19 protein-coding genes and 1 other annotated feature are annotated in these 17,902 nt (G+C 53.3%); of the genes, 9 read left to right on the top strand and 10 right to left on the bottom strand.

What is annotated here, in order from left to right:
• Positions 1-108 precede the first annotated feature (108 nt).
• The 5 genes from ymiC to topA form a co-directional block, all read right to left on the bottom strand.
• Positions 109-207 (bottom strand): small membrane protein YmiC, encoded by a 99-nt coding sequence (gene ymiC, locus ACT9TW_RS18080; RefSeq protein WP_436352714.1) that lies wholly within the window; start codon positions 205-207, stop codon positions 109-111.
• A 138-nt stretch (positions 208-345) separates the two neighbouring features.
• Positions 346-516, bottom strand: a complete 171-nt coding sequence (locus tag ACT9TW_RS18085; RefSeq protein WP_446493274.1) for a hypothetical protein — start codon at positions 514-516, stop codon at positions 346-348.
• Positions 517-518: 2 nt separating this feature from the next.
• Positions 519-659: a YmiA family putative membrane protein gene (locus tag ACT9TW_RS18090; protein WP_220458422.1), complete on the bottom strand. Its 141-nt coding sequence runs from the start codon at positions 657-659 to the stop codon at positions 519-521.
• 338 nt (positions 660-997) lie between these two features.
• On the bottom strand, positions 998-1,972 hold the full coding sequence (cysB, locus tag ACT9TW_RS18095; protein ID WP_006175683.1) for an HTH-type transcriptional regulator CysB: 975 nt from the start codon (positions 1,970-1,972) through the stop codon (positions 998-1,000).
• A gap of 187 nt (positions 1,973-2,159) precedes the next feature.
• Positions 2,160-4,757: a type I DNA topoisomerase gene (gene topA / locus ACT9TW_RS18100; protein ID WP_446493275.1), complete on the bottom strand. Its 2,598-nt coding sequence runs from the start codon at positions 4,755-4,757 to the stop codon at positions 2,160-2,162.
• A gap of 399 nt (positions 4,758-5,156) precedes the next feature.
• Here topA and ACT9TW_RS18105 point away from each other — a divergent pair, with 399 nt between their 5' ends.
• Positions 5,157-5,408: a YciN family protein gene (locus tag ACT9TW_RS18105; RefSeq protein ID WP_014070502.1), complete on the top strand. Its 252-nt coding sequence runs from the start codon at positions 5,157-5,159 to the stop codon at positions 5,406-5,408.
• A gap of 34 nt (positions 5,409-5,442) precedes the next feature.
• Here the strand turns inward: ACT9TW_RS18105 and sohB are convergent, their stop codons facing one another.
• Complete coding sequence (gene sohB / locus ACT9TW_RS18110; RefSeq protein WP_446493276.1) at positions 5,443-6,489, bottom strand: protease SohB; 1,047 nt, start codon at positions 6,487-6,489, stop codon at positions 5,443-5,445.
• Between the two features lie 251 nt (positions 6,490-6,740).
• Between sohB and ACT9TW_RS18115 the strand changes: the two genes are divergently transcribed.
• Complete coding sequence (locus ACT9TW_RS18115; RefSeq protein ID WP_446493277.1) at positions 6,741-7,502, top strand: YciK family oxidoreductase; 762 nt, start codon at positions 6,741-6,743, stop codon at positions 7,500-7,502.
• The gene (cobO, locus tag ACT9TW_RS18120; RefSeq protein ID WP_166715519.1) at positions 7,499-8,089 is read left to right on the top strand and encodes a cob(I)yrinic acid a,c-diamide adenosyltransferase; all 591 of its coding nucleotides are present in this window, start codon (positions 7,499-7,501) and stop codon (positions 8,087-8,089) included. Before ACT9TW_RS18115 ends, cobO begins: the two co-directional genes overlap by 4 nt.
• Positions 8,090-8,125: 36 nt before the next feature.
• Here the strand turns inward: cobO and rluB are convergent, their stop codons facing one another.
• The 3 genes from rluB to rnm form a co-directional block, all read right to left on the bottom strand.
• Positions 8,126-9,001: a 23S rRNA pseudouridine(2605) synthase RluB gene (rluB, locus tag ACT9TW_RS18125; RefSeq protein WP_446493278.1), complete on the bottom strand. Its 876-nt coding sequence runs from the start codon at positions 8,999-9,001 to the stop codon at positions 8,126-8,128.
• Positions 9,002-9,097: 96 nt separating this feature from the next.
• Entirely contained in the window at positions 9,098-9,718 is a 621-nt protein-coding gene (locus ACT9TW_RS18130) for an L-threonylcarbamoyladenylate synthase (RefSeq protein ID WP_182061312.1), read from the bottom strand.
• Positions 9,715-10,596: an RNase RNM gene (gene rnm / locus ACT9TW_RS18135; protein WP_182061313.1), complete on the bottom strand. Its 882-nt coding sequence runs from the start codon at positions 10,594-10,596 to the stop codon at positions 9,715-9,717. The genes ACT9TW_RS18130 and rnm overlap by 4 nt, the downstream gene beginning before the upstream one ends.
• Positions 10,597-10,735: 139 nt before the next feature.
• Between rnm and trpL the strand changes: the two genes are divergently transcribed.
• From trpL to trpA, 6 genes are all read left to right on the top strand, one after another.
• Complete coding sequence (gene trpL, locus ACT9TW_RS18140) at positions 10,736-10,780, top strand: trp operon leader peptide (RefSeq protein WP_106993556.1); 45 nt, start codon at positions 10,736-10,738, stop codon at positions 10,778-10,780.
• Positions 10,757-10,851, top strand: a sequence feature (Trp leader region). It overlaps the preceding gene by 24 nt.
• 25 nt (positions 10,852-10,876) lie before the next feature.
• Positions 10,877-12,439: an anthranilate synthase component 1 gene (locus ACT9TW_RS18145; protein WP_446493279.1), complete on the top strand. Its 1,563-nt coding sequence runs from the start codon at positions 10,877-10,879 to the stop codon at positions 12,437-12,439.
• Positions 12,439-14,034 carry a bifunctional anthranilate synthase glutamate amidotransferase component TrpG/anthranilate phosphoribosyltransferase TrpD gene (gene trpD, locus ACT9TW_RS18150; RefSeq protein ID WP_182061315.1) on the top strand — a complete coding sequence of 532 codons (1,596 nt, stop codon included), beginning with the start codon at positions 12,439-12,441 and terminating at the stop codon, positions 14,032-14,034. The genes ACT9TW_RS18145 and trpD overlap by 1 nt, the downstream gene beginning before the upstream one ends.
• Positions 14,035-14,037: 3 nt before the next feature.
• Complete coding sequence (trpCF, locus tag ACT9TW_RS18155) at positions 14,038-15,396, top strand: bifunctional indole-3-glycerol-phosphate synthase TrpC/phosphoribosylanthranilate isomerase TrpF (protein ID WP_315685921.1); 1,359 nt, start codon at positions 14,038-14,040, stop codon at positions 15,394-15,396.
• Between the two features lie 10 nt (positions 15,397-15,406).
• Positions 15,407-16,600 (top strand): tryptophan synthase subunit beta, encoded by a 1,194-nt coding sequence (trpB, locus tag ACT9TW_RS18160; RefSeq protein ID WP_182061317.1) that lies wholly within the window; start codon positions 15,407-15,409, stop codon positions 16,598-16,600.
• On the top strand, positions 16,600-17,409 hold the full coding sequence (gene trpA, locus ACT9TW_RS18165; protein WP_182061318.1) for a tryptophan synthase subunit alpha: 810 nt from the start codon (positions 16,600-16,602) through the stop codon (positions 17,407-17,409). Before trpB ends, trpA begins: the two co-directional genes overlap by 1 nt.
• 40 nt (positions 17,410-17,449) lie before the next feature.
• On the opposite strand, the gene ACT9TW_RS18170 is transcribed toward trpA, so the two are convergent.
• The gene (locus ACT9TW_RS18170) at positions 17,450-17,788 is read right to left on the bottom strand and encodes an SMR family transporter (RefSeq protein WP_446493280.1); all 339 of its coding nucleotides are present in this window, start codon (positions 17,786-17,788) and stop codon (positions 17,450-17,452) included.
• Between the last annotated feature and the right edge of the window lie 114 nt (positions 17,789-17,902).

Genomic DNA, 17,902 nt, shown 5'->3' on the forward strand with positions numbered 1-17,902 from the left:
AACACATGGTGGATGTAACGTTTTGATAACAACCCAAATTGATAAATTCTTGCGGGCGAAGACGGCGGGTATAAAACAAAAAACCCCGCCGTAGCGAGGTTTTATCAATTAGAAGAAGGTCAGCCAGACAAGCTGACACCAGAAGAGAATCGACAGCGAAAAAACACCTATCCACGACCAGTATTTGAGAGTTGTCACGTTATTCATCATAGCAACACCAGACTTTATTAATTAGCGATCCTGAGTCAGTTTCTCAGTTCAATATTGCTGATGTGTATTTATAAAAGAGTACAAAAGCGCAGAGACATTCTTCAGACTATTCGCGTAATAACGCTCAAAACTAAATTATTGTTTTTTAGGTTCGTCTTCAGCGAAGACATCAATAAAGGCCTTCTGCTGCGGTGTGAGTTTCCATGAGACTGGAACACTGGTAGCCGGCTCTTTACGCGCTTTGTGGCTACTGTCACGATGCTGACACATCTGTTTGACCGATTCTGTACGTACCGTCGCAGTCATAGTTAACCCCAATATTTCCAGGCCAGGAGAGCAACCACCACCCAAAACAGGGCAGAGACAACAAAGACCGTCAGCCAGGCTTTGCGTTTAAGCGCAGGGTCCCTTTGCGGTTCTTCACTTCCTGACGGCATTGCTAACCTCATACAATCGACATCGCTTATCATTTTGATACCAAACAATTGGTACAAGTAATTATCAGTTGAGATAAATCCTAAAGAAACTTTAGCTGAAAATCCAGTGAATTTACGCTGAGGCACAGGTTAAATATTCAATCTTTTGACCAGAAATAAATAATTGAAAAGAATTATTTGCGCAGTCGGAATTTACTTTCTACTTTTGTCGCAAATTCGCGACAGTAAAGCCTTATAAATAAAATGGGTTATGACATTATATGTCAGCGAAGTGCAGATGATGATAATTCTGATTTAGGTTTAAGCGGATATATCGGTATCTTTCCGTAATGGAAAGATACCGGGAGTGATTATTTGGCAGGGAGCTTAATGTCTTTAAACATCTCTTCGATGTCTTCATTGGAACGCAGAGCTACGGCGGTATCTACGACATCGCGCGTTAAATGCGGCGCAAAGCGCTGAATAAAATCATACATATAGCTGCGCAGGAAGGTGCTGCGGCGGAAACCAATTTTGGTTGTGCTATGGCTGAAAATATCATGCGCATCAAGACGGACTAAATCCGGGTCGGATACCGGATCAACCGCCATGCTGGCAATGACCCCTACCCCAAGCCCCAGCCGGACATAGGTTTTAATCACGTCTGCGTCTGTTGCAGTAAAGACAATCCGCGGCGTTAAACCAGCACGGTTAAATGCGGTGTCCAGCTCAGAACGGCCGGTGAACCCGAAGGTATAGGTCACCAGCGGATATTGCGCCAGCTCTTCAATAGTTACCGAGCCCTTACCGGCCAGCGGGTGGTCGGGCGTAACCACAATCGAGCGATTCCAGTGATAGCACGGCAGCATCACCAGATCGTCGTACAGATGCAGCGCTTCTGTGGCAATGGCGAAATCGGCGTTGCCCTTGGATACCGCTTCAGCGATTTGCGTCGGTGAGCCCTGATGCATATGCAACGATACGCGCGGGTAACGCTCGATAAAGCCCTTAATCACCCCTGGCAGGGCATAACGCGCCTGAGTATGGGTGGTGGCAATATACAACGAGCCTTTGTCTGGCCAGGTGTGCTCTCCTGCCACCGATTTAATCGCATCGACTTTAGAAAGCACTTCCCGGGCGATACGGATTATCTCCTGCCCCGCCGGCGTAACCTGAGTGAGGTGTTTACCGCTACGGGCAAAAATCTGAATACCGAGTTCATCCTCCAGCATTCGAACTTGCTTACTGATGCCGGGTTGAGAGGTATATAGACCTTCAGCGGTAGAAGAGACGTTAAGGTTGTGATTTACCACCTCAACGATATAGCGAAGCTGCTGTAGTTTCATGCCGGACCATCCGATTTAGCGCACGCGGTCAATCGTTTAAGACGATTTGATAATAAGAAACGGGTTAACTATAACCACTATATCATTTATAGCCTGACTGTATAGTACGGAACAAAAAATAATAATGACGTAATAAAAAAGGGCCGGAAGACCGGCCCTTTTACAGGTAAGTTACGGTAAGTGCAGATTATTTTTTGCCTTCAGCCCATTTACCGTCAACAAAGAAGGCTGACCAGCCGGTCGCTTTACCCTCTTTCTCGGCGGCAACATACTGCTGTTTGGTTTTACGGCTAAAACGCACAACTGTCTTATTACCTTCTGGATCCTGCTGTGGTGCTTCGGCCAGATAACGCAGTTTCTCCGGCAGACGATCGCGGAAGCGATACAACTCTTCCACCAGCGGCGCACGGGTTTCACGCGATTTCGGGAAGGTATTGGCGGCCAGGAAGACCCCGGCAGCACCGTCGCGCAGCACGAAGTAGGCGTCTGATTTCTCACACGGCAACTCCGGCAGCGGAACCGGATCTTCCTTCGGCGGTGCAACTTCACCGTTACGCAGGATCTTACGGGTGTTCTTACACTCGTCGTTGGTACAGGCCATGTATTTACCAAAACGTCCCATTTTCAGGTGCATTTCGGAGCCACATTTTTCACACTCAACGATTGGGCCGTCGTAGCCCTTAATGCGGAACTCGCCCTCTTCGATCTCATACCCATCACAGGTTGGGTTATTACCGCAGACGTGCAGTTTGCGTTTTGGATCGATCAGGTAGCTATCCATCGCGGTGCCACATTTCTTACAACGACGCTTCGCACGCAAGGCGTTTGTTTCAGCATCGTCGCCTTCAAGAATGTTGAGCACTTCGTTCTCTGGCACCAGGTTAATGGTGGTTTTGCAACGCTCTTTCGGTGAAAGCGCGTAGCCCGAACAGCCCAGGAAGACGCCGGTCGTGGCAGTACGGATACCCATTTTACGACCGCAGGTTGGGCAGTCGATACTGGTCAGCACCATCTGATTCGGCAGCATCCCACCTTCTTCCGGATCTTTCTCGGCTTTATCCAGTTGATGGGTAAAGTCGCTAAAGAAGCTGTCGAGTACCTTTTTCCACTCAGCCTGATGGCTGGCAACCTGGTCAAGGCTGTCTTCCATCTGCGCGGTGAAATCGTAGTTCATCAGCTCGCGGAAGTTAGCTTCCAGGCGGTCAGTAACAATCTCACCCATCTTTTCTGCATAGAAACGACGGCTTTCAACGCGGACGTAACCACGATCCTGGATTGTCGAAATAATTGACGCATACGTTGATGGACGGCCAATGCCACGTTTTTCCAGCTCTTTAACCAGTGACGCTTCACTGAAACGCGCAGGCGGTTTGGTGAAGTGTTGCGCCGGTACCAGGTCGACCAGAGACAGTTCATCGCCCTTGTTCACCGCAGGCAAGGTTCTGTCTTCATCGCCTTTACGTAGCGCAGGCATCACTTTCGTCCAGCCGTCAAAGCGCAGGATACGCCCACGCGCTTTCAGGCGGAAATCACCTGCACCCACAGTCAGAGTGGTGGAGTCGTACTGGGCTGGCGTCATCTGGCACGCCACAAACTGACGCCAGATCAGCTGATACAGCTTCTGCGCATCGGCTTCCATATCTTTCAGCGATTCAGCCAGTACGGACACGTCAGAAGGACGAATCGCTTCGTGCGCTTCCTGGGAGTTTTCCTTGCTGGCGTAATGATTTTGACCTTCCGGCAGATATTTTTTGCCGAAGTTGTCGCTGATATAACCACGCACCATGTTGACTGCATCCTGGCTCAGGTTGGTAGAGTCAGTACGCATATAGGTGATGTAGCCCGCTTCATACAAGCGCTGCGCCATCATCATGGTTTTCTTCACGCCATAGCCCAGACGCGTGCTCGCCGCCTGTTGCAATGTAGACGTAATAAAAGGAGCACCAGGCTTACTGCTGGTCGGTTTATCTTCGCGCTCCAGAACCTGATAGCGTGCTTTTTCCAGCAACGCGACGGCAGCCATTGTCTGCTCGCGATTTTCAGGGCGGAACGGTTTGTCGTTGTGATGGCTTACCTGCAACGGCAGCGCGTCACCGCCTGGTGTGGTGACGTTGGCGTCAACTTCCCAGAACTCTTCTGGTACAAACGCTTTGATTTCGCGCTCGCGTTCAACAACCAGACGCACTGCAACGGACTGAACGCGCCCTGCTGACAGACCACGGGCAATCTTTTTCCACAGAAGCGGAGAAACCATATAGCCCACAACACGGTCCATAAAGCGGCGTGCTTGCTGAGCATTTACGCGGTCGATATTCAGCTCACCTGGTTTTTCAAACGCCTGGCGAATCGCATTTTTCGTAATTTCGTTAAACACTACACGGCTGTAGCGTTTTTCGTCGCCACCGATGACTTCCCGCAGGTGCCATGCAATGGCTTCCCCTTCGCGGTCAAGGTCGGTTGCGAGATAGATGTGGTCGGCTTTTTCAGCAAGCTGCTTCAGCTCATTGACGACCTTTTCTTTCCCTGGCAGCACTTCATATTGTGCATCCCAGTTGTGCCACGGGTTAACACCCATGCGGTTGACAAGCGCGCTACGTTCATCCTTTTTAGGCTTTTTAGCCCCTTTGGTGGAGGTAGAGTCTGCGCTCTTTTTGCTGGCTGAGCCACTGGTCGGCAAATCGCGGATGTGACCAACGCTGGATTTAACCACGTAGTCATTACCCAGATACTTATTGATCGTTTTGGCTTTTGCCGGGGACTCAACGATGACGAGAGCTTTACCCATATTCACCTTTACCTAATTTAATTCTTCCAGGAATACGCCGCACGTTGATTTCCCTTCCGCTGACGACGAGCTCTTGATATTGAGACTGCGTCAGGGGATATCAACCCCTTTGTCTTACCCTGCGTCAGAAAGATGACGTCCAGGTGATTGAGTTATCGGGTATTTTTCTCAGATAGACGTTAATTCGTGACGAATTCCCGCTCGAATGTCAAGCAATTCTGTTGCCAGAATGACGAAAGCGCACACTGTACCTGATAAAATTCGTTACGCAACTTTATTAGCATGTAATAGCGATTCCCGCCAGCCACCGCAACCGTGCTTACCCCCTCAGATAACAGGGAAAATTTGCCCCCAAAGCCCCTCCGGCGTAGACTATTGTCACTGTTTAAGGAGTGGATTATGCAGAATACAACCCAACCAATTGACCGAGCATCTCTGCTTATTGAAGCGAACAAGCTGATTCGCAACCATGAAGACACCCTCGCTGGCATCGAAGCGACCGGCGTAGAGCAACGAAATGGCGTACTGGTGTTTAGCGGCGAATATTTCCTTGATGAGCAAGGGTTACCCACCCCGAAAAGCACCGCGGTGTTTAACATGTTTAAATACCTGGCGCATACGCTTTCCGAGAAGTATCACCTGGTCGATTAACGCAAAACGCGAGGCAGATGCCTCGCGTTTTCGTTTACAGCAGCGGCTTTTGCCCGCGTTGTAACCAGCGTAACAGCAGGCGGTCTGCGCTCTCCGCTGCGCTGTTGGTAAACCGGTCGAGCAGGCGTTTACGCTGCGCGAAGCGCACGCCGACCAGCTCACGCCCTTCCATCAGCCCTAACAACAGATCGTCGCTGGTGCCGACATCATCCACCAGCCCTTTTTCCTGAGCCTGCGTACCGTACCAGTGCTCCCCGGTTGCAACCTGATCAATATCCAGGGTTGGGCGCATACGCTGCACAAAGTCTTTAAAAAGATGATGAGTTTCATTAAGGTCTTCACGAAACTTCTGACGCCCCTCTTCGGTATTTTCACCCAGCAGCGTTAGCGTGCGTTTGTACTGTCCGGCGGTATGCAGCTCAATGTCGATCTCTTTGTTTTTCAGGAAGCGGTTAAAATTCGGAATTTGCGCCACAACGCCAATGGAGCCAATGATTGAAAACGGCGCAGCAACAATTTTGTCGGCCACACATGCCATCATGTAGCCACCGCTCGCAGCCACTTTATCCACGGCAACAGTTAACGGAATCTGTTTATCCCGCAGACGCTGGAGCTGAGACGCCGCCAGGCCGTAGCCATGCACAACGCCACCCGGGCTTTCAAGACGCAATACCACCTGGTCTTTTGGCTTCGCAACAGCAAGTACTGCCGTTACCTCTTCGCGTAAGGAAGACACTTCATGTGCATCCATACTGCCTTTAAAATCGAGAACATAGACACGTGGTTTAACATCATCCTGCGGGAGATGTGATTTTGCTTTCGCTTTTGCCGCTTTAGCTTCCTGCTTGTGCTTTTTCTTTTGCACTTTTGCCCACTGTTTTTGCTGATGGCTATCCAGCAACGCCAGAGACATATCTTCTTGCATCTCCTTATACTGTTCGCTTAAACGGGTGATCCGCAATTCGCCGCGTTGACGTTTACGCTGGGTCAGGTTAACGAGCAAGACCGCGATTACCGCAATGGCAATCACCACCGTCGCGATTTTGGCTAAAAACAACCCATATTCAGAAAGTAATTCCACGTGTTCCACCTTGATTTAACCACGATTCTTCCCCGCCAGTGTACAACAGCCGTTGTCAGGCGTCTTGCTCGTGACAATACCTGTGCGAGCCGCCTTCAGGAATCCCCGTTACTGGATGAAATATTTGCAAATTGTTAATTTCACAGAGAAGCGTCCTGTAGACTGATTGAATTCTCATGCTATTTCGGGCATAAAGCCGAAAAGTGATAAAAAGCAGGCGCGATCTACGTGCAGCGCCCAGAGGAGTCACCGTGCACTATCAACCACAAAAAGATTTACTACAAAACCGCATCATTCTTGTCACCGGTGCCAGCGACGGGATTGGTCGTGAAGCTGCGCTGACTTACTCCCGTTACGGGGCACATGTCATCCTGGTGGGTCGAAACGAAGACAAACTGCGCGGCGTGGCGCAAGAAATAGAAGACGAAGGCGGCGCGCCAGCCCCCTGGTATACGCTCGATTTACTGACCTGCACGCCTGATTCGTGCCAGGAGCTTGCACAGCGGATAGCAACACACCACTCACGCCTCGACGGTGTGTTACACAACGCCGGGCTTCTCGGGGACGTTCGTCCTATGGATGAACAAGAACCTGAGATCTGGCAGCAGGTGATGCAGGTTAACGTCAACGGGACATTTTTCCTGACACAGGCATTGCTTCCTTTATTACTCAAGTCTGATTCAGGATCGCTGGTGTTCACATCTTCAAGCGTTGGCCGTCAGGGACGCGCAAACTGGGGAGCGTACGCGGTATCAAAATTCGCCACAGAAGGCATGATGCAGGTGCTGGCCGAGGAGTATCAGAGCCGCCATCTGCGCGTAAATTGCATTAACCCGGGCGGAACACGCACCAAAATGCGCGCAAGCGCATTCCCGGGTGAAGATCCGCAAAAACTGAAAACACCGGCAGAAATTATGCCGCTCTATCTTTGGCTCATGGGCGATGACAGCCGCCGTAAAACAGGTATGACGTTTGACGCACAGCCAGGCCGTAAACCGGGGATTTCGCAATGAGTGAAGAACGCCATCAGCAACGCCAGCAACGTCTGAAAGAACAGGTCGATGCACGTGTCGCCGCAGCCCAGGACGAGCGCGGGATTATTATTGTCTTCACGGGCAACGGGAAAGGTAAAACCACCGCCGCGTTTGGTACAGCAACCCGTGCAGTGGGCCATGGTCAGAAAGTGGGTGTTATTCAGTTTATTAAAGGTGAATGGCCTAACGGAGAGCGTAACCTGCTGGAGCCGCACGGCGTCGAATTTCAGGTTATGGCGACCGGGTTTACCTGGGACACGCAAAACCGTGAAACAGATACAGCCGCGTGTCTGGCCGTCTGGGAACACGCGAAAAGAATGCTGGCAGACCCCACGCTGAACATGGTGTTGCTGGATGAAATCACCTATATGGTGGCCTACGACTACCTGCCACTGGATGCCGTACTGGCTGCATTACAGGCTCGCCCTGCGCACCAGACGGTGATTATAACGGGGCGCGGTTGCCACCGGGACATTCTGGAAATAGCCGATACCGTCAGCGAATTACGCCCGGTAAAACACGCTTTCGATGCAGGTATCAAAGCCCAGATCGGGATTGATTACTAAGAAAAAAGCCCGGTTGATAAGACCGGGCTTTAGATGTTAACCGTTGTTATTACGGCTGCCAGAACGGCGATTATTGCTCACCTGGCTGTGACGTTTTACCGCACGGCGGATCTGGTTCGCCTTCATGCGACGACGATCTTTTTCAACCGCCACTTTAGAGGTGGTTTCCGGCGTCAGGCCGACCAGTTCACGCAGGTAGTTAGTCTGGGTTAAATCCAGCTCAGTATAACCACCACGCGGCAGACCTTTTGGCAGCAGGATGTCGCCATAACGTACGCGGATCAGGCGGCTCACCTGCACACCTACCGCTTCCCACAGACGACGAACCTCGCGGTTACGGCCTTCAGTCAGGGTGACGTTGTACCACTGGTTAATCCCTTCACCACCGGTAAATTTGATGGTCTTGAACGCCGCCGGGCCGTCTTCCAGTTGCACGCCACGCGACAGGTCGCGCAGTTTGTTCTCATCAACCTGGCCAAAAACACGCACCGCATATTCACGTTCAACTTCACGGCTTGGGTGCATAAGGCGGTTTGCCAGTTCACCGTCAGTGGTAAACAGCAGCAGACCGCAGGTGTTCACGTCCAGACGACCCACGGCAATCCAGCGAGCGCCGCGCAGTTTAGGCAGGCGGTCGAATACTGTCGGGCGACCTTCCGGGTCATTGCGGGTACACAGCTCGCCTTCTGGCTTGTAATAGGCCAGCACGCGGCAGATCTGTTCAGCGGACTCTTTTACCGAGATAAGATGACCGTCAATACGGATCTTCAGTCCCGATACGATTTCTACGCGGTCGCCCAGCGTGGAGACTTTACCGTCCACACTCACGCGACCGGCTTCAATAATGGCTTCGATTTCACGGCGTGAACCGTGGCCGGCGCGCGCCAGCACTTTCTGTAACTTCTCGCTCATTGAGCTTCCTCAGGTGTCGCCTTCACAGGCGTCGAATCAGGTCAAAACACGGCTGCGCCCCGTTTTGATGGCCGCGTAGTATAGCTGCTTACACCTTTACAAGAAAGGTTTAACATCACCCACGCCTTCGCGAATCACTTCCGGCGCATCGTCAGTCAGATCAACAACAGTAGTCGGCTGCTGTCCGAGGTATCCGCCGTGAATCACCAGGTCAACCACCTTCTCCAGCCGATCCTTGATTTCATCCGGGTCGGACTCGGTAAATTCGCTGCCAGGCAGCATGAGTGACGTTGACAGCATCGGCTCGCCGAGCGTCTCCAGCAACGACTGCGCAATCGGATTAGAAGGAACGCGCATCCCGATGGTTTTTCGTTTTTCCTGCAACAGACGGCGCGGAACCTCTTTTGTCCCTTTAAGGATAAAAGTGTAGTTACCCGGCGTGTTGTTTTTGATCAGACGAAACGCCACGTTATCAACATAAGCATAGGTCGACAGCTCAGAGAGATCGCGGCACATCAGCGTAAAGTTATGGCCGTCTGGCAGCTGGCGAATGCGACAGATACGCTCCATCGCCCCTTTGTCTTCAATTTTGCAGCCAAGCGCGTAACCAGAATCGGTCGGGTAAACGATAACGCCCCCCTTGCGGACAATCTCCACAGCCTGATTAATCAGACGAGGTTGCGGGTTATCTGGATGAATATAGAAAAACTGACTCATACTTCCCTCTCTTCAAGTTGCTTTGGCTGTTCCCAGAGCTGCCAGACAGGCTCTACGCCTGCGGGTAGCCAGAGCTTGCGACCCAGCTCTATCCATGCACAAGGCTGATGGAAATCAGAGCCCTGTGACGCAAGAAGCCCAAACTGGCGCGCATAGGTCGCAAGCTGCGAACGCTCATTAGGAGCCTGCTGGCATTGTGCGACTTCCATCGCGTCTCCTCCGCGCTCGGCGAAGTGAGCCAACAGTCTTTTCAGCCATTTAGCAGAAAGATTATACCGACCAGGATGGGCCAGCACTGCCTTGCCACCAGAATGATGAATCACATCAATAGCTTGTTCTATTGTACACCACTGTGGCGGAACGTAACCGGTTTTCCCGCGCGCCAGGTATCTTTTAAACACGTCGGCCATGGTGGTGGCTTTACCGGCCTCAACCAGAAAACGGGCAAAATGACCGCGCGTAACGGCACCGCCGTTCGCCAGCTTCTGAGCCCCTTCCAGCGCCCCCGGGATATGCGCCTTTTCCAGGCGCTCGCCAATCATCTCTGCGCGCAGGTTACGGCGCGTTTTTTGTTCTTGCAAAAATGCGCACATTGCAGGATGTTCTGTATCGATGTTCAGGCCAACGATATGAATCTCATGGTTTTCCCAGAGAGTTGAGATCTCCACCCCTGCGACCAGGTTTAGCGGTAAACCGCTGCGGGCAATTTCGGCCCGCGCCGCAGGAATGGCGTCTGTTGTGTCGTGATCGGTTATCGCCAGCGTGCCAACGCGCATTTCAACGGCACGGTGGACGAGATCTTCGGGCGTCAGCAGGCCATCAGAAGCCTGAGTGTGGCTGTGTAAATCGTAAATTACGGCGTAGGTGTTGTCGCTCAAAGCACTTCCCATCACAGGTTAATAACATCTTAGAGACCTATGATAACGGCTTGCCGCGAAATTCTGAAATCAAGGGTTGACAATACGCCATCGAACTAGTTAACTAGTACGCAAGTTCACACGAGAAAGGTATCTGAAAATGACAGCACATTTCACTCTGCATGGTTGGTGGCGCACTTCCTGATTATCGGGCAGTGTCACTCGTCTGCGAAATGCAAACAGATACCAGGCCCGCGCTAAAGCGGGCTTTTTTTTGAACAGAATAAATGAGAAGAACATCATGCAAACAGCCAAACCACACCTCGAATTGCTGACCTGCGAGGCGGCCTATCGCCATAACCCTACCGCGCTGTTTCATCAGGTGTGCGGTGCGCGTCCGGCCACCCTGCTGCTGGAATCAGCGGATATCGACAGCAAAGACGACCTCAAGAGCCTGTTGCTGGTCGACAGCGCGCTGCGTATTACCGCATTAGGTGACACCGTCACGATTAAAGCCTTATCTGACAACGGTGCATCCCTGCTGCCGCTGCTGGATGCCGCGCTGCCTGCCGGCATCGAAAATGAACATCACCCGGAGATGCGTGTGCTGCATTTCCCACCGGTCAGTCAGCTGCTGGATGAAGACGCCCGCCTGTGCTCTCTGTCCGTTTTCGATGCCTTCCGTCTGCTGCAAAATCTGGTTTCAGTACCTGAAGATGAACGTGAAGCCATGTTCTTTGGCGGGCTGTTTGCGTATGACCTGGTCGCGGGTTTTGAAGATTTACCGGAAACCGAACAAGGCAATCGCTGTCCGGACTACTGCTTCTATCTTGCCGAAACATTGCTGGTGATCGACCATCAGAAAAAATACACCCGCATCCAGGCAAGCCTGTTCACGCCGTCAGCATCTGAAAAGAAACGCCTTGATCACCGCATCGCGCAACTCCAGCAGCAATTGACCGAAGAGCCACCCGTGCTGCCAGTTCAGCGCGTGGAAAAAATGCAATGCGATGTTAATCAGACTGACGATCAGTACGGTGCCGTCGTTCGCCAGATGCAAAAAGCGATTCGTGTCGGTGAAATTTTCCAGGTTGTTCCGTCCCGTCGTTTCTCGCTGCCTTGCCCGTCGCCGCTGGCAGCCTACGATGTACTGAAAAAGAGCAACCCGAGCCCGTACATGTTCTTTATGCAGGACAATGATTTCACCCTGTTTGGTGCCTCCCCGGAAAGCTCCCTGAAGTACGATGCCACCAGCCGCCAGATTGAGATCTACCCGATTGCCGGGACGCGCCCACGTGGCCGCCGTGCCGATGGCTCGCTTGACCGCGATCTCGACAGCCGTATTGAGCTGGAAATGCGTACCGACCATAAAGAGCTGTCCGAACACCTGATGCTGGTTGACCTGGCGCGTAACGACCTGGCGCGAATTTGTACCCCAGGCAGCCGCTACGTCGCAGACCTGACCAAAGTTGACCGTTATTCATTTGTGATGCACCTGGTGTCCCGCGTGGTCGGTGAACTGCGCTGCGACCTGGACGTGCTTCACGCCTACCGCGCCTGCATGAACATGGGCACCCTGAGCGGTGCGCCAAAAGTTCGGGCTATGCAGCTTATCGCCGAAGCCGAAGGCCGTCGTCGAGGTAGCTACGGCGGTGCGGTGGGTTACTTCACCGCTCACGGTGATCTCGATACCTGCATCGTTATCCGCTCTGCGTATGTGGAAGATGGCATTGCCACCGTCCAGGCAGGCGCAGGTATCGTTCTGGATTCTGTTCCGCAGTCTGAAGCTGACGAAACTCGCAGTAAAGCTCGCGCGGTATTGCGCGCCATCGCTACCGCACACCATGCACAGGAGATTTTCTGATGGCTGACATTCTGCTGCTCGATAATATCGACTCCTTTACTTACAACCTGGCAGATCAGCTGCGTGCGAATGGCCACAACGTCGTTATTTACCGTAACCATGTTCCGGCGCAGACCCTGATTGAGCGTCTGGGCACCATGCAAAACCCGGTGCTGATGCTCTCCCCTGGGCCTGGCGCACCAAGCGAAGCGGGCTGTATGCCAGAGCTGCTGACCCGGATGCGCGGCAAGCTGCCTATCATCGGCATCTGTCTTGGTCATCAGGCGATTGTTGAGGCTTACGGCGGCTACGTCGGCCAGGCCGGTGAAATTCTGCACGGTAAAGCTTCCAGCATTGAACATGACGGCCAGGCGATGTTTGCCGGGTTGCCAAACCCGCTGCCGGTTGCGCGTTATCACTCGCTGGTTGGCAGCAATATCCCGGCAGGGCTGACGATTAACGCCTCTTTTGAAGGCATGGTGATGGCGGTGCGCCACGATGCCGATCGCGTCTGCGGTTTGCAGTTCCACCCTGAATCAATCCTGACCTCCAACGGTGCGCGTTTGCTGGAGCAGACCCTCGACTGGGCGTTACAGAAACTGGAGCAAACCAATACGCTCCAGCCGATTCTGGAAAAACTGTACCAGGCGCAGACGCTGAGCCAGCAGGAAAGCCACCAGCTCTTCTCCGCTGTGGTTCGCGGTGAGCTGAAGCCTGAACAGCTGGCGGCCGCGCTTGTCAGCATGAAAGTCCGCGGCGAAAGCCCACAGGAGATCGCCGGTGCAGCAACCGCACTGCTGGAAAACGCCGCACCGTTCCCGCGCCCGGATTATCCGTTTGCCGATATCGTCGGCACCGGCGGTGACGGCAGCAACAGCATTAATATCTCCACGGCCAGTGCATTTGTGGCGGCAGCCTGTGGAATGAAAGTAGCGAAACACGGTAACCGCAGCGTATCCAGCCGCTCGGGGTCGTCTGATTTACTGGCGGCCTTTGGCATCAACCTGGACATGAAAGCCGAACGCTCCCGTGAAGCGCTGGATGATTTGGGTGTCTGTTTCCTGTTTGCCCCGAAATACCACACTGGTTTCCGCCATGCGATGCCAGTTCGCCAGCAGTTGAAAACCCGCACCCTGTTTAACGTGCTGGGTCCACTGATCAACCCGGCGCATCCGCCCCTGGCGCTGATTGGCGTTTACAGCCCGGAACTGGTACTGCCGATTGCCGAAACCTTGCGTATGTTGGGTTATCAGCGTGCCGCAGTCGTACACAGCGGCGGCATGGACGAAGTGTCTCTTCATGCACCAACGCTGGTTGCAGAGCTGCGCGAGGGAGAAATCCAGAGCTACCAGCTTGAAGCTGAAGACTTTGGATTAGTGCCCTATCGTCAGGAAGCGCTGGCAGGCGGCACACCGGAAGAAAACCGTGACATTCTGACGCGCTTACTACAAGGTAAAGGTGAGTCCGCTCATGAGGCTGCCGTTGCCGCCAACGTTGCCATGCTGATGCGTTTACACGGTGAGGAAGACCTGAAGGTCAACGCACAAAAAGTTCTGGACGTACTGCGCTCTGGTGCAGCATACGATCGCGTTACCGCACTTGCGGCGAGAGGGTAAAGAATGCAGACCGTTTTAGCGAAAATTGTTGCCGATAAAGCCATTTGGGTAGAAGCACGCAAACAGCAGCAGCCGCTTGCCAGTTTTCAGAATGATGTCGTACCAAGCAGCCGTCGTTTTTACGATGCCCTTCAGGGTGCGCGCACCGCGTTTATCCTGGAGTGCAAAAAAGCTTCTCCGTCAAAAGGCGTTATCCGTGATGATTTTGATCCTGCACGCATTGCAGGCGTCTACAAACATCATGCGTCAGCCATCTCCGTGCTGACGGATGAGAAATATTTCCAGGGCAGTTTTGATTTTCTGCCGATTGTCAGCGGCATCGCGCCGCAGCCGATCCTGTGCAAAGACTTTATTATCGACCCGTACCAAATCTGGCTGGCGCGGTTTTATCAGGCCGATGCCTGCCTGCTGATGCTCTCCGTGCTTGATGACGAACAGTATCGCCAGCTCTCTGCCGTGGCACACAGCCTGAACATGGGCGTGCTGACCGAAGTGAGCAACGAAGAAGAGCTGGAACGCGCCATTGCGCTGGAAGCCAAAGTGGTTGGCATTAACAACCGCGACCTGCGTGACCTGTCCATTGACCTCAACCGCACGCGCCAGCTTGCGCCGCGCCTCGGTTCTGGTGTGACAGTTATCAGCGAATCCGGTATCAATAGTTATGCGCAGGTGCGCGAACTGAGCCATTTTGCCAACGGCTTCCTGATTGGCTCCGCCATGATGGCGTATGACGATCTCAACGCCGCCGTGCGCCGGGTACTGCTTGGGGAAAACAAAGTTTGTGGATTGACCCGTGAACAGGATGCGCAGGCAGCCTGCGAAGCCGGAGCGATTTACGGCGGGCTAATCTTCGTCGAAACCTCCCCTCGGGCCGTCACCGTCGAGCAGGCTCGTGCGATTATCGCGGCGGCGCCACTCAGCTACGTGGGCGTTTTCCGCAACGCGAATATTGCTGATGTAGCCGCTAAAGCCGAAACCTTATCGCTGAGCGCAGTCCAGCTGCACGGTAGCGAAGACCAGGCGTATATCGATGCCCTGCGGGAAGTTCTTGCGCCACAGGTGCAAATCTGGAAAGCCCAGAGCGTAGGCGACACTCTGCCAGCGCGTAATCTTAATCATGTTGATAAATACGTACTCGACAACGGCCAGGGCGGTACAGGCCAGCGTTTTGACTGGTCATTGCTGAATGGTGAAGTACTGGACAACGTGCTGCTGGCAGGCGGGCTGAGCCCGGATAACTGTGTAGAAGCGGCGAAAACCGGCTGTGCCGGCCTCGATTTCAATTCAGGCGTAGAGTCCCAACCGGGTATCAAAGATGCCAGCAAGCTGGCCTCGGTGTTTAAAACTCTGCGTGCATATTAAGGAAGAGAAGATGACGACATTACTAAACCCTTATTTTGGTGAGTTCGGTGGTATGTATGTACCGCAAATTCTGATGCCTGCGCTGCGCCAGCTGGAAGACGCGTTCGTCAGTGCGCAAAAGGATCCGGCATTTCAGGCTGAATTTACCGACCTGCTGAAAAACTACGCAGGCCGCCCGACGGCACTGACCAAGTGCCGTAACCTGACCGAAGGCACAAAAACCACGCTGTACCTTAAGCGTGAAGATTTACTGCACGGCGGCGCGCACAAAACCAACCAGGTGTTGGGTCAGGCGCTGCTCGCCAAACGCATGGGCAAAACCGAAATCATCGCTGAAACCGGTGCGGGTCAACACGGTGTGGCGTCGGCACTTGCCAGCGCCCTGCTCGGCCTGAAATGCCGTATTTACATGGGTGCGAAAGACGTTGAACGTCAGTCGCCGAACGTGTTCCGTATGCGTCTGATGGGTGCTGAAGTGATCCCTGTACACAGCGGCTCGGCCACGCTGAAAGATGCCTGTAACGAAGCGCTGCGCGACTGGTCTGGCAGCTATGACACCGCGCACTATATGCTGGGTACCGCGGCGGGTCCGCATCCGTTCCCGACTATCGTACGTGAATTCCAGCGCATGATTGGCGAAGAGACCAAAGCTCAGATCCTCGACAAAGAGGGGCGCCTGCCTGATGCGGTGATCGCCTGCGTGGGCGGCGGTTCTAACGCCATTGGGATGTTTGCAGATTTCATCGATGACACCAGCGTAGGGCTGATTGGCGTTGAACCTGCCGGTCATGGTATCGAGACCGGTGAACACGGTGCGCCGCTCAAGCATGGCCGCGTTGGGATCTACTTCGGTATGAAGTCCCCGATGATGCAAACGGATGAGGGCCAGATTGAAGAGTCTTACTCTATCTCAGCGGGCCTTGATTTCCCGTCCGTTGGGCCGCAGCACGCGTATCTGAACAGCATCGGTCGTGCGGATTATGTCTCAATCACCGATGACGAAGCGCTGGAAGCATTTAAAACATTGTGTCGCCACGAAGGGATCATCCCGGCGCTGGAGTCCTCTCATGCGCTGGCACACGCGCTGAAAATGATGAAAGAAAACCCGGAAAAAGAGCAGCTGTTGGTGGTTAACCTTTCCGGTCGCGGTGACAAAGATATCTTCACCGTTCACGATATTCTGAAAGCACGAGGGGAAATCTGATGGAACGCTACGATAACGCATTTGCACAACTGAAAGCCCGCAAGGAAGGCGCGTTCGTTCCCTTCGTTACCCTTGGCGATCCTGGCCCGGAACAGTCGCTGAAAATCATCGACACCCTGGTGGAAGCCGGTGCCGATGCGCTGGAACTGGGGATCCCGTTCTCAGACCCGCTGGCAGATGGCCCAACCATTCAGAATGCGACCCTGCGCGCCTTTGCTGCGGGCGTAACGCCAACTCAGTGCTTTGAGATGCTGGCTGCTATTCGTCAGAAACACCCGACAATCCCGATTGGCCTGCTGATGTATGCCAACCTGGTGTTTAACCGTGGTATTGATGAGTTCTATGCCGAATGCGCCCGCGTGGGTGTTGATTCCGTGCTGGTTGCGGATGTGCCGATTGAAGAATCTGCCCCGTTCCGCCAGGCAGCAATGCGTCATAACGTTGCGCCGATTTTCATCTGCCCGCCAAACGCCGATGACGAACTGCTGCGCCAGATTGCCTCTTATGGCCGTGGTTACACTTATCTGCTTTCCCGTGCAGGCGTAACCGGAGCCGAGAACAAGGCGGCGCTGCCGCTGCATCATCTGGTGGAAAAACTGGCGCAATACAATGCAGCGCCTCCGCTGCAAGGCTTTGGTATCTCCTCACCAGAGCAGGTGACTGCGGCGATTGACGCCCAGGCTGCCGGGGCTATTTCAGGCTCCGCAATTGTGAAAATCATCGAGAAGAACGTTGATAAGCCAGAGCAGATGCTGGCCGAGCTGAAAGCCTTCGTGATTGCGATGAAAGCCGCTACACGTAAAGCGTAATCGGTGTCACCCGTCTGGCCCACTGCCAGACGGGTATCCCTTAGTGGACCACGCTTTTCGAAAAGAGATTAATGACCACCACCCCATCGATAATCATCAACATCCCCAGCATGGCCGGGAAATCCAGTTTTTGCCCCAAAAACAGCCAGCCAACCGCGCCGATCATGACGATACCCACCCCGGACCAGATAGCATATATAATCCCCGTAGGAATGCTTTTCATCGGGATAGTCAGGCACCAGAAAGCAATACAGTACCCCAGAATGGCCACCACGCTCGGTAACAGACGCGTAAAGCTGTCAGAGAGCTTGAGCGCCGTGGTGGCAATGACTTCCATCACAATGGCAATCGCCAGAAAAAGAACAGCCTGTTGGTTCATAGAGTCCTCAGTAAAAAGCCAGCAAACCCGACATTGTAAAGCGCTTTTATGACGGTTCAGAGAAGTCTTTGGGGGAGTATTAATCATGCCGGAATTCTGTTTCTGAATGGAGCA

It is taken from the genome of Enterobacter sp. C4G1 (genome assembly GCF_052886895.1).